General features: G+C 38.0%; 10 protein-coding genes. 4 read left to right on the top strand and 6 right to left on the bottom strand.

The genetic code is table 11. The features are described from left to right. Window positions 1-17: 17 nt before the first annotated feature. The 3 genes from ZA07_RS02670 to ZA07_RS16140 form a co-directional block, all read right to left on the bottom strand. A complete protein-coding gene (locus ZA07_RS02670; protein WP_053970189.1) occupies window positions 18-557 on the bottom strand; it encodes a DUF4136 domain-containing protein in 540 nt (179 codons plus the stop codon). A 19-nt stretch (window positions 558-576) separates the two neighbouring features. After that, the gene (locus ZA07_RS02665) at window positions 577-2565 is read right to left on the bottom strand and encodes a urocanate hydratase (RefSeq protein WP_053970188.1); all 1989 of its coding nucleotides are present in this window, start codon (window positions 2563-2565) and stop codon (window positions 577-579) included. 127 nt (window positions 2566-2692) lie between these two features. Further along, on the bottom strand, window positions 2693-2851 hold the full coding sequence (locus ZA07_RS16140; protein WP_232395455.1) for a DUF5522 domain-containing protein: 159 nt from the start codon (window positions 2849-2851) through the stop codon (window positions 2693-2695). A gap of 49 nt (window positions 2852-2900) precedes the next feature. Between ZA07_RS16140 and ZA07_RS02660 the strand changes: the two genes are divergently transcribed. Next, on the top strand, window positions 2901-3224 hold the full coding sequence (locus ZA07_RS02660) for a hypothetical protein (protein WP_053970187.1): 324 nt from the start codon (window positions 2901-2903) through the stop codon (window positions 3222-3224). Between the two features lie 7 nt (window positions 3225-3231). Here the strand turns inward: ZA07_RS02660 and ZA07_RS02655 are convergent, their stop codons facing one another. Beyond that, on the bottom strand, window positions 3232-7626 hold the full coding sequence (locus tag ZA07_RS02655) for a GEVED domain-containing protein (protein ID WP_053970186.1): 4395 nt from the start codon (window positions 7624-7626) through the stop codon (window positions 3232-3234). A gap of 250 nt (window positions 7627-7876) precedes the next feature. Here ZA07_RS02655 and ZA07_RS02650 point away from each other — a divergent pair, with 250 nt between their 5' ends. Genes ZA07_RS02650 through hemL form a run of 3 tightly spaced genes read left to right on the top strand, consistent with a single transcriptional unit; the run spans window position 7877 to window position 10942 of the window. Then, window positions 7877-8785, top strand: a complete 909-nt coding sequence (locus ZA07_RS02650) for a 1-aminocyclopropane-1-carboxylate deaminase/D-cysteine desulfhydrase (protein ID WP_053970185.1) — start codon at window positions 7877-7879, stop codon at window positions 8783-8785. 4 nt (window positions 8786-8789) lie between these two features. Next, window positions 8790-9641, top strand: a complete 852-nt coding sequence (locus ZA07_RS02645) for a glucosaminidase domain-containing protein (protein WP_053970184.1) — start codon at window positions 8790-8792, stop codon at window positions 9639-9641. 11 nt (window positions 9642-9652) lie between these two features. After that, window positions 9653-10942 (top strand): glutamate-1-semialdehyde 2,1-aminomutase, encoded by a 1290-nt coding sequence (gene hemL / locus ZA07_RS02640; RefSeq protein ID WP_053970183.1) that lies wholly within the window; start codon window positions 9653-9655, stop codon window positions 10940-10942. A gap of 36 nt (window positions 10943-10978) precedes the next feature. Here hemL and ZA07_RS02635 read toward each other — a convergent pair whose 3' ends face one another. Both ZA07_RS02635 and ZA07_RS02630 read right to left on the bottom strand, forming a co-directional pair. Next, the gene (locus tag ZA07_RS02635; RefSeq protein ID WP_053970182.1) at window positions 10979-11428 is read right to left on the bottom strand and encodes a hypothetical protein; all 450 of its coding nucleotides are present in this window, start codon (window positions 11426-11428) and stop codon (window positions 10979-10981) included. A gap of 80 nt (window positions 11429-11508) precedes the next feature. Next, window positions 11509-12819 carry an APC family permease gene (locus ZA07_RS02630; protein WP_255349984.1) on the bottom strand — a complete coding sequence of 437 codons (1311 nt, stop codon included), beginning with the start codon at window positions 12817-12819 and terminating at the stop codon, window positions 11509-11511. Window positions 12820-12834: the final 15 nt, after the last annotated feature.

Here is a 12834-nt window from a genome sequence, read left to right as displayed (position 1 = left end):
GTCGCTTTTTTTATGCTTTATTTTTTTTGTCCAGGAGGATATTGCATTAGGATTTCATGGACAAATTCAGAAATTCTTTCAATTTTCTTATCCATGTTTTGAGTCAGGTATCCACTTCCAACACCCTGCCAAACCAATTCTTTTCTTTGGGCATCAATAAGATCAACATATAAGGTTCCTTCGGTGCTTGTTGATACAGAACTGTAAGAGTTCCAGTAATAAGGACTCCAGCCCCAACCATAACCATATGGTCCCCAGCCGTTGTTGTAAACATTCACTTGCTCTCTAGATTTGGTAAAAATGCTTATTAACAAATCGGGAGTTTCAGATTTGGTAAAGCCTTTGGCTAACATCTCGGTTTCAATGGCTCGAAGAATCCTTCTTTTGTCTAAATCGCTTATTTCGGCTTTATCAATACCTGGTTTGTAAAAGGCAAATGATTTATAATTGTCAAAATTTGCGTTTTTGTCATAATCCGTTGCCACCCTCACAGAGGTGCAAGAGGATACGGAGATTAACAAAAGTAATACTCCAAAAGTTCTTAAAGTGTTTTTCATAGCGTATGATTTAGTCCTTCTAATTTAGCAAATTTTCGTCAACTAAATTTGGTAAAGTTACGCTTAGTAATGGCTCGTTTTCCATGGCTCTTTGAATGGCTGTCATCGCACCATCATTTCTGGCCCAACTGCGTCTTGAAATACCATTGTTGACATCCCAGAAAAGCATTGATTTTAAGCGCTTTTCTGCTTCTAAAGTACCATCAAGAACCATGCCGAATCCGCCATTTATAACTTCACCCCATCCAACGCCACCACCGTTGTGAATACTCACCCAGGTAGCGCCTCTAAAACTATCTCCAATAACATTGTGAATGGCCATATCGGCAGTAAATCGGGATCCGTCATAGATGTTGCTTGTTTCTCGGTAAGGAGAATCTGTACCTGAAACATCATGATGATCTCTTCCTAAAACAACGTAGCCTATTTCCCCATTGGCAATAGCATCATTGAAGGCCTTTGCAATTCTCATGCGACCCTCTGCATCGGCATAAAGAATTCTGGCTTGGGAACCAACAACAAGTTTGTTTTCCTGTGCACCTTTGATCCATTGAATATTATCTGCCATTTGTTGTTGGATGTCTTCTGGGGCTTGCTTCATTAAATCTTCCAAAACTTGACAAGCTAAAGTATCTGTTTTTTCTAGATCTTCTGGTTTTCCTGAAGTGCAAACCCATCTGAATGGTCCGAATCCATAGTCAAAACACATGGGTCCCATGATATCCTGTACATAGCTAGGATACTTAAATTCACGACCTATAGTTGGGTTTTCAGCCATTACATCTGCTCCGGCTCGGGAAGCTTCCAATAAAAAGGCATTTCCGTAATCAAAAAAATAGGTGCCTTTGGCTGTATGTTTATTGATAGCATTAGCATGACGACGTAGGCTTTCTTGCACTTTGTCCCTGAATAGTTCTGGAATGCTTGCCATCATATTATTAGCTTCTTCAAAAGATAGGCCCGCAGGATAGTATCCTCCAGCCCATGGGTTGTGAAGGGATGTTTGGTCACTTCCTAAATCTATTTGAATGTTTTCAGCATCAAACTTTTCCCAAACATCAACCACATTGCCTAGATAGGCCAATGAGATGGTTTCTTCAGCTGTTTTTGCTTTTTGTACCCTAGAAACTAGGTCATCTAAATTGGTAATGATTTCATCAATCCATCCTTGTTCATGTCTAATTTTGGTGATTTTAGGATTCACCTCCGCACAAACGGTGATGCAACCTGCAATATTTCCTGCCTTTGGTTGAGCACCACTCATTCCGCCAAGACCAGATGTAACAAAGAGGTGACCTTTAGGTGTTTTGTTTATTTTTCTGAATCCGTTTAAAACGGTAATTGTAGTTCCGTGAACAATACCTTGTGGACCGATGTACATATAACTCCCAGCTGTCATTTGTCCGTACTGAGTGACACCTAACGCATTGAATTTTTCCCAATCGTCTGGTTTAGAATAATTAGGTGTCATCATTCCATTGGTAACCACAACCCTTGGAGCCTCTTTGTGAGAAGGGAACAAGCCCATTGGGTGGCCAGAATACATAACCAATGTTTGTTCATCGGTCATTTGAGCCAAATATTTCATGGTTAATAAGTATTGGGCCCAATTTTGAAAGACAGCACCATTACCACCATAGGTAATTAATTCATGTGGATGTTGGGCTACAGCATAGTCTAGGTTGTTTTGAATCATCAACATAATGGCTGCAGCCTGCTTGCTTTTTGCCGGGTATTCCTCTATAGGGCGAGCATACATTTTATAATTGGGACGGAATCTGTACATGTAAATTCGTCCATAGGTTTCTAGCTCTTCCCTAAATTCAGGGATTAAAGTTTTATGATGTTTAGGCTCAAAATACCTAAGGGCATTTTTAAGTGCCAAGGTTTTTTCTTCTTGGGATAAAATTTCCTTTCGTTTAGGAGCGTGGTTTATTTGATTTTCGAATGGTTTTGGGGTAGGTAATTCACTTGGTATCCCCTGTAATATTTCTTCTTTAAATGTCATGGTTGCTTTAATTTAGTTAAACTTGTTTGGTGTGAAGTGTTCAAGAAAAACTAGGGGTAACGAATATCTACCCGGTGGTGGGTATTGGCAACTTTTTTGCGATATGTCATTAACAACCGATCCAAGGCTATTGCGAATTTGTCTTTTTGTTATATCCGTATGGGCAATGCCTACAGCCACTTTCACAACAATAACCTCTTTTTAAATGGTATTGTTCGGTAAAGCATCGGTAGCCTTCAGGGGTTAAATAATAATCGCCTTCCTCAATAGGAATTCTTTTTTTTATCATGTGGCAAAGATAATGTAATTTGGATTGATTTTAGTTTTCTGAAAATATGATTGTCATTTCAAAAAAATTGATACCAAAAGGCTATAGTGGTTTGACTATTTTTCCTTTTATCATTTTAAAATATCCCGAATTAAGAAATGACAAGGTATTGTTGCTTCATGAAAGGATCCACAAAGTACAGCAATTGGAACTTTTTATTATTCCTTTTTATGTGTGGTATTTTTTGGAATTTACCATACGATTCTTCAAGTATAAAAATAAACGATTGGCCTATCGGAACATTTCCTTTGAAAGAGAAGCTTATTTAAACGAAACAGATCCTGACTATCTAAAATCAAGATCTGTTTGGGCCTTTTTAAAATATATTTAGTTGGTGTTTATTTTAAAATCACTTTTTGAGTTTTCTTAAATCCATTTTTAAGGGTTACGGAAACCAAATAGGAACCTGTTGAAAGATTTAAGGATTCTAACTTTACCTGAGAGGAGCTGAGTGCATTCTCTTGTATAAGGCGCTTTCCTGTGAGGTCTAAAATATGAATTTCTTCAATGGGACCTTGGGATGAATTCACCAAAATATAACTGCCGTTTGGAGCTTTTATTGAAATGGTATTTTCCAATATAGATTCAGGTAAACTAAGCGTTTCATTAGTGTACCTTAAAATAAATCGATCGTTGTAAATGCCCTCATCACTGTTAAAGCTGAAAGGAGCCATTCTTAAATCTGAAATAATTCCCGTATAAGTGTCTTCTAAATAAATGTTTTGGGTGGCGTCTTCAAAAAGTCCGTCCACATGATTTATGGAAATGGTATAATTTCCATTTTGAGGTAATTTGAGACCCAGGGGTACGGTGTCCAATTCATCAAATGGAACGCTTTTTCCTTGGATGGCCAGAGATTTATCATCAACTAGTGAGTATAGTTCAAATTCAATTTTCACGCCTTGAGCAGGTGCATCATAAATCGGGTCATAGCCATTTATAGCATTGGAAACATATCCCACTAAAATATTGGAGGTTGGTAAGCCAGGAGATGACAAGGATAGCCAAATGCGGTGCTTTTCATCAAAAGTTGTGGATGCAGTGGAATTGCTATTAGTCTTGTAAAATTGTGAATTGTCATAAGTTTCATAGCTAACAGAGTCATACTCATATCGCATGCTGTTGTCAAAATTGGCAGTTTCAGAGGTACTTCCATTATCTGTCATAAGAGTGAAAAATCCTTGACCGGCCGCGATAAATCCTTCAAAACCAAATTGGGTGCCTCCAGTGGCATTATATGTTAAATAATCTGCGGAATCATAATTGGAAGCATAATCTCCATAGAATGGATCAACTGTGGCTGTTGATGGAGAAATGCCATGGGTCCATAATTGGATAAATGGTTCCAAGTATGTAGAGTTGTTTGCAAGAAACTTATCGGCACTTATGGCTGATGGGTATGGATTCCCTAAGAGGTTCCAGTTGTCATCATCTTCAGTTACAGGGGTAGTGGTTGGTCCTGTGGTATAATCAGCTCCAGTATATGTTCCTCTGGAAATAGGAACAGAAATATCCCCGTTGTTTGGTGTTCCTATAAATTCTGTAGTAAAACTCGTGTTGGTTGGTGAATTTGAAATGTATCCCATTCCACTTGTCATGATTTCATTACCATAAATCCAATTTCCGAAATTACTGGTGTATGTTCCCCCATTGTTGACTGATGGAATCCATTTCCAAATAAGGCCGCCAGAAGGTAGATTACCGGAGGAAAAATTAGCTACAGGAGCAGACCAATAGACATAATCTGTCGCATCATCCACATCTGCAATTCTCTTAAGGTGGATTTCACCTGAATTAGTGGCATTATTAATCTGGACCAAGTTGGCTCCATTTCGCACATCTAGCTCTAAAACAGAAGAATCGGTGTTGTCTTCAATGGCGATCCAATCCATGACGACTAAATTATTGTCAGCTAAAACATTTAGGTTTCCACTGTCTTTGATGGTCAAGTTTTTAGCATAAGCCGTATTTAAAACTGGCGGGATTGGGGTTGATAAGTAAGGAATGTTACTTTCGGAGTCTTGTATAATAACACAATTGGTTTCATCAGGAACTCCGTAAGGAGCCCAATTGTTAGCTTCATTCCAGTTGCTATTATCTGTGCCTTTCCAAACCTTGGTTTTATTGGAAATGATGACATCTTTACTGATGTCACAGCCGTTATTAAGAGTGGCAATTGCTGTAAATGTAAAATCTTCCAACTCTAATTGAGTGATGGTTGGCTTTACATAGACGGTTCCTATAGAAGTTCCAGGAACATAAGGAATAGTAGCTGCTGCATCGGTATAGGCATCCACGGCAGGTGTCCCAGACCATGTAAAAGATGGCGTTAGCGGTCTGGAGCCATAAAGTTTAATGTTATCTAGAGCGACTCCATCACACCAAGCAGCATAGTAATAAAAACGGACTTGTAAATTCGTTTGATTAACATATGCTGATAAATCAATAGTTAAATTACTAAAGCTAGTACCGTATCCTATATCATCTGTATATGTTTGTACATTGGTCCAATTGGTGCCGCCATCTGTAGAAACGTCAACCGTTACTTCTTCAGGAACTCCGACTAGGTAACGAGAGAAATACATATCAAAAGATAAGGTTAGATCACTAAATGTTGAAGTGTCAACACTAGAAGATTCCAATGAATTTTCAATATAATACGTAGGATTGACATCAGAGGTGGTCATTACAAAATTATTTGTGCCAAACCCAGAGGAGATGGCTGGTTCCCATACATATAAGGAAGGGACAAATGTACTTGTCTGAATTTGCCACATGGATTCATTATCTATTGTTGTGTTGTTAGCGTCATAGTTAACACTAGAAAACAAACCTAATCCACTTTCAAAATCTTCATCAATAAGGTAGACAATTTCGGTATCCCCCGTTGCTGAAATCTCTATAATATCATTTTCCCCACAGATCTCCGGTGTTTCCGGTACGAAACTCAAAGTCGTAATAGGATTCACAAAGCCAACAATCTCAAGTCTTTTTACCGATTCGCACGTGCCATTAGTGGCCGTTACCCAATAGCTGGTAGTGGCACTAATGAATGGTGACCAAGTACCACTATTGGTTGTGGCTAAAAGGCTGCCACCTGTCTCGGCGTCATACCATTTGAATTGTGTAGTATCTGAAGTGCCGGTAACCGTTAAATCTACATTGCCTTCCCCACAAGCTGTGCCATCGGTAATGGTAGTAATTTGAGCAGAACAGTTTTCAATGACTGTAAACAAATAATCTTCAGCCTCTCCAAGTCTAAAATCACCATCATTTGGGTTGTTTGTTGTGTCATCCCAGAAATCAAAAAATTCACAAGGGCTGAAGTCATAAAAATAATTTCCACCTATTGTATTATGAAATCTAATTCTAAGACGGTAATCCCCTATAGTTTGATTATCTGGTATTGTAAACCCAAAAGTTGTAGTTGTAGTTGCAATACTTTCAGTGTCATAAACCAATTCTCCAGTGTCTAAAAAATCACCATCTTTATTCCAATCTACCCATGCTTTCCATCTTCCATTATAATTTCCTGAGCCGACGAAGACATTTATTCCTTCGCCTTGTGCTTGAATGCAATTTTCAAGACTTGTCCAGTCTGAATATCCGTTTGTAGAATTGCCTGAGTTTAAATTAGAAACATCGTTAAGTGACCCTGTAAATTCTACATCATCAATATAATATGAAGTTCCATTATAGGTTACGTTTTCATTGAGTGGTAAGCAATAGGTAGTATTTGGAGTTAAAACATTTCCAGATAACGGATTAGTTGTAAAATATAAAGGTCCTCCAGTGCAGTCTGAATTAAACGAGAAAACATAGACGTAATAGGTGTTGTTCTGGGTTAAACCTGTAGCGGTGAAATTGGTAGAGCCATCAATATCCACAACAGTGGCGGTTCCAATGGAGTCTCCTATATTGTAATTAACCCCATCAACAGGCGTTGGGGGAGTAGCCGAGGTACTGATTACGACCAAATAATTATCTGGTTCTGGGGAAGGGGCGGTAAATGAACCATATGCCGAATCTCCTGTGGCCGATAAGGTTAAGGTTGTGGGTTGCTGAGAAGGTGTTGCGCAAGCGGGTAAAGGTGTTCCTTTAACTTCAATATCATCAATAGTAAATGCAGGATAATTTCCCGTAGAGTTATCATTATTCCAGCCAAACCCCAAATAGAAACTTTGTCCATCAACAACAGATAAATCAAGATTGGTTACACTTTGAGTCGTATTTTGTCCTTCGTACTCTCCGGGTAATACGGCCCAAGTATTACCATCAAAGGAGTAGAGTACCGAACCATAATCAAAGTTAGCCTCACCTTGGCAAATCCAATTGAAATCTAACGTAACCGATTCAAAGTTGGTCGCATCGATGGGGGTTGTGAAATATACTAAGGTGGCAGCTACCTTGTTGGCTTTGTATTGAGGCATGGTTCCAGAAGTAGCTGGATTATTAACACTTACTGCCATAGAATATGATCCAGAAATCACATTACATCGTGTGTTGTCAAATACCCAGAAGTAATTGTCATTGGTGGCTGGTGTGGTAGTAAATTGACCGTTCTGCCATCCAAGATATGGACTTGCTTGATTTTCTGGTCCTAAGGCTGCTTCAAAGTCTTCAAAAAAAAGTGTCGTTTGTGCTTGAACAAAAAAACCTGATAAAAGAAGGAGGGTATAGATGAAATGTTTGAATGCTTTACAACAATTTTCCTGTAAGTAATTTTTTTTCATATGCCAATCTAGGCAACCCAAATTAGGTTGCTATTTATTAATTATTCTTAGAATACCAAAGAAATAAGTTGGCGTATTAGTGGTTTGGAAGATTTGAGAGGGTAAATGGTAAAAGTGTATTAAACTAATGTAAATATATTAATATTTGTTTTAAAAATGTTAAATCAATGTGTATTGTTGAATATTGGAAAAAATAGATAGAATATTTTTTAATTTCCCATTATTATGAACATCTATTTGTTTGATTTTTATGAATTTATCTTTTAATTCTGTTGAAAACCAATTTGTTGGTAGTTTTTTAGGAGGGATTTCTGTTACAATGAAACGGGAGGATCGCATTCATCCTATGATTTCGGGGAATAAATATCGAAAATTGAAGTATAACCTTTTGGAAGCTCAGGAAAAGGGATATTCTAAACTACTGACATTTGGAGGGGCATTTTCAAATCATATTGCTGCCGTAGCTGCAGCAGGTAACGAATTTGGTCTTGAAACGATAGGAGTTATTCGAGGAGAAGAATTGGAATTAAAGATTCCAGACAATCCTACTTTGTCATATTCAGCCTTACAGGGGATGACCTTTAAATTTGTCACACGGTCCCAGTATCGTCTGAAAGCGGAGGCGCATTTCATTAAGAATTTAAGAGAAGAGTTTGGATCCTTTTATTTGATTCCAGAAGGAGGAACAAATAATTTGGCAGTTCAGGGGTGTGAAGAGATATTGACGCAGGTTGATCAAGAAATGAATTATATCTGTTGTGCTGTGGGTACGGGAGGAACCATTTCTGGCTTAATAAATGCTTCAAATAAAGATCAGATGGTTTTGGGATTTCCCGCTTTGAAAGGTGATTTTTTGTCAGAGGATATTCGTAAGTTTGCAACCCAAGACCAATGGAAATTAATTACAGATTATCATTTTGGTGGTTATGGTAAAATAAATCAGGAATTGATTGGTTTTATTAATGAGTTCAAAATGAAATATCAAATACCTTTAGATCCCATTTATACTGGGAAAATGATGTTTGGTATTTTTGATTTGATTAAGAAGGGTTTTTTTCCAAAAGGGTCGCAAATTTTGGCAATTCATACCGGAGGCCTACAAGGCATTGAAGGAATGAACCAAAAGTTGAAGCAAAAAAATCTACCATTAATAAAATAATTACATGAGAAGGATAGTATTTCTATGTTTACTAAGTGTTTTGGTGTTTAACTGTGGTTCCAAGAAAAAGGCTGCTTCGGTAAAAACAAAGAAGGAGCGTGTTGTGAGAAATCAAAATACTAGATCTGCAACCTCAAGCACACAGCCGAAAACAAATAATACGGCGCCAACTACGACTCCTAATACCTCAAGTTCTTCTAGTTCGCCAACCGTTGCATATATCAATTTATACCATGCAGTGGCTATGGAGGAAATGAAACTTTATGGGATACCAGCAAGTATTACATTAGCTCAAGGTATTTTGGAATCTGGTTCAGGAAAAGGAAGGTTGTCTGTAGAGGCCAATAATCACTTCGGAATAAAGTGCCATGATTGGACAGGTGCAAAAATTTATCATGATGACGATCGTTCCCAAGAATGTTTCAGAAAATATAATGATGCCAAATATTCATTTAGGGATCATTCTTTGTTTTTAAAGGAACGAAAGCGTTATTATAAATTGTTTGAATTAGATCCAGACGATTATAGAGGGTGGGCTAGAGAATTAAGAGCTGCTGGATATGCAACTGACAGACGTTATCCCGAAAAATTAATCGACTTGATTGAGCGTTACCAGCTCCATCAATATGATGATCAAGTGCTAGGTAATCCTGCTAGTCGCAACAGAATAAGAACTGTTACGTCAACTAATACTCCTGCATCCGTTGATAATTTTGGAAACACCTATACGGTCCAAAAGGGAGATACATTATATTCCATATCCAAGAAACATAATCTTACCGTGGAGCAGTTGAGAAAAATGAACGGATTAAAAAATAATGATTTGCAAATTGGCCAAGTTCTTTCGGTCAAATAAAAAATACCAATATGTTATATAAACGCAGCAGTGAATTGTTTGCTAATGCAGAAAAGGTTATTCCTGGAGGAGTGAATTCTCCTGTGAGGGCATTTAAAGCGGTGGGAGGTACACCACTTTTTATAAATAAAGCAAAGGGGGCATACCTTTATGATGAAGATGGAAACCAGTTAATAGATTATATTAATTCTTGGGGACCGATGATTTTGGGACATGCCTATCAACCTGTTGTGGATGCCGTTATTGAAAAAACCAAACTAGGGACTTCTTTTGGGACTCCAACGGAAATTGAAACTAAAATTGCCGAATTAGCCGTTTCCATGGTTCCTAACATTGACAAAATAAGATTTGTCAACTCTGGCACAGAAGCATGTATGAGTGCCGTCAGATTGGCTCGCGGTTATACGGGTAAAGATAAAATTATCAAGTTTGCTGGTTGCTATCATGGACACAGTGATTCCTTTTTAATCCAAGCCGGAAGTGGCGCGGTTACTTTTGGGAGTCCAAATAGTCCCGGTGTGACCAAAGGAACCGCACAAGATACGCTATTAGCTCGATATAATGATATCGCCCATGTTGAAGAGATTGTTTCTGCTAACTCTGGTGATATCGCATGTATTATTTTAGAGCCAGTGGCCGGTAACATGGGATGTATTCCACCCAAAGAGGAATTTCTTAAAGGGTTAAGAGCTCTATGTGATAAAGAAAATATTTTATTGATATTTGATGAGGTGATGACCGGTTTTAGGTTGGCTTCAGGAGGTGCTCAAGAGCTGTTTGATATTTCCGCAGACATTGTATGTTTTGGAAAAGTAATAGGTGGTGGTTTACCCGTTGGAGCGTTTGCAGCTAGAAATGAGATTATGAATCACTTAGCTCCATTAGGGCCTGTTTATCAAGCCGGGACTTTAAGCGGTAATCCATTGGCTATGGCTGCTGGACTGGCTATGTTGACAGCCTTGAATGAGGATAAGGAAGTGTTTCAACGGTTGGAAGAAAAGACCTCCTATCTTGAAAAAGGGCTACGAGAGGTATTAGAAAGAAATGAAGTTGTTCATCAAATCAATAGGGTAGGTTCAATGATTTCTGTGCATTTCTGCGATAATGAGGTGTATGACTTTGATAGTGCCGCCCATGGTAACAATGAGTCTTTTAAAGCCTTCTTTCATGGTATGTTGGATCAAGGGATATACATTGCCCCAAGTGCTTTTGAAACTTGGTTTATTACCGATGCGCTTTCATATGAAGATTTGGATAAAACCATAGCGGCATGTGATGTGGTGAGCAAAAAAATGAAATAAAAAAAAGCCTTGAATCTCAAGGCTTTTTTCAATAGGTTAAGGTCTTCTTTTCTGCATTTTTTTGTTTCCTGACATTTTTTGACCTCTGTCTGCCATTCTGTTGCGTCTTTGTTCCATTTGGGTTTCCCATTTGGTATATTGATCCTCATTTAAGATGGACTTCATTTGTTTTTTTATTTCAATTTGTCTGTCAAGTCTTTCATTCTCTCGAGCCAAACGCTGTTCTTTTGTTGGTTTTTCACCAGATCCTCTCATTTTTTGGAATTCTTCCATCCTTACCTTCCTATTTTTTGCATTTTCAAGATGGATGGCCTGAACTTTCTTTTGTTGCGCTTCAGTAAGGTCTAATGCCAAAGTCATTTTTTTAGTCTGGATTTCGGCTTGTTCTTCTGGCGTATAATCTGCCATTTTATTCATGCGTCTCTCTTGGGCGGACATGGTCTGTATAGCTAAAAAGGCCATGACCATAAACAATAATTTTTTCATAGTGTTTAAATGTTTCTGTTTGGTATTAAGACCTCTAAAAAGAAAATTGGTTTAATCTCTGTGGGAAAATTAACATCAGATTAACGGTTGTTTACCTTCTTTGAATTTTGGTGGTCAAAGTAGGTCTTATAAATGAATTCTCCCAGAAGGCACGAGGCAATTATAGAAACTGAAATAACAACACCTATAAAATTATCCTTGAACTGTTGTGTTATCAATGTGATGCTAGCTATGAGGCAAAATAGGAAACCAATAATATGAATGAATTTTGAACCATTGATTTTATTAGATAATTTAAATCCTACAAAATTGACCGTGGCAAATATGAGTAGAAATCCGATGCTTCCAGCTGTTGAAATGCTCTCAAGGTTGAGTGTATTGGTTAGGATCAAATTTAAAATGGCTGTTATTAAAAGTCCGATGGGATGGTTCCAGAAGCTGTCAGTTAAGCTATGTGGTAATTCATCGTCTTCAGCTATTTCATAACTTACCCTACTACCGCCATATAAAGACGCATTTATGGCTGAAAAGGTCGAAATCATGGCAGCAATCGTGATGACTGTAAATCCAACTTGACCTAAAACTGGTTTGGCTGCCTCAGCTAATACATACTCTTCCGCCTTTTTGATTGTTTCAAAGGAAAGGGAACCTACAGTGACGATAGCAATAATAATATATAGTAGAATTACGAAAATGACTGAATAGAAATAGGCCCTCGGAATATTCTTGTCGGGGTCTTTAATGTCGGGAGCAGCATTAGCAATAAGTTCAAAACCTTCATAGGCCACAAATATGACCATCCCTCCAGTAAGTAACTGTAAAGGCGTTTCCCAATTCGTTACCTGAAGTTGCTCCAAATGGGGATTTCCTCCCAAACCGTAAATTCCAACTCCTACAAAACCCAATAAAATAATTAGTTTAATGATGACTGAGTAAGACTCAATTTTGCTTACTACTTTAATGCTGTAGTAATTGATCGCTGTTGCTAAAATGATAATAGCACTGGCATAAATATGAAAATCAATGGTCTTGTTGACTAAAGGAAGTAAATTTTGTGCATAGGAGCCAAAGGCCGAAGCATACAATGACAACATGATGATGTAACTCACCCAGAGCAAGTTGTTAATACTACCGCTGAAAATAGTTTTTCCAAATCCCTCATTGATAAACCGAACCGTACCGCCGCGATCGGGGAATTTTTTCGTCAGTTTTACATAACTGTAAGATGTTAAAAGCGCAATTATTCCTGCTATTAGAAATGCTATAGGCGTTCCGCCTTTAGCGAGAGAAACGGCTAACCCGAGGACGGCGAAAATACCACCTCCCACCATACCTCCAATGCCTATTGAAATGGCTTCTTTGAGACCGATTGTTTTATTTGAATTTGAAATAGTTTGAGATTTTAA

The organism is Mangrovimonas sp. ST2L15 (assembly GCF_001280515.1).
Lineage (GTDB): Bacteria > Bacteroidota > Bacteroidia > Flavobacteriales > Flavobacteriaceae > Mangrovimonas > Mangrovimonas futianensis.
Note: the sequence above shows the minus strand (reverse complement) of the source record. Positions and strands in the feature narration are given on the sequence as shown.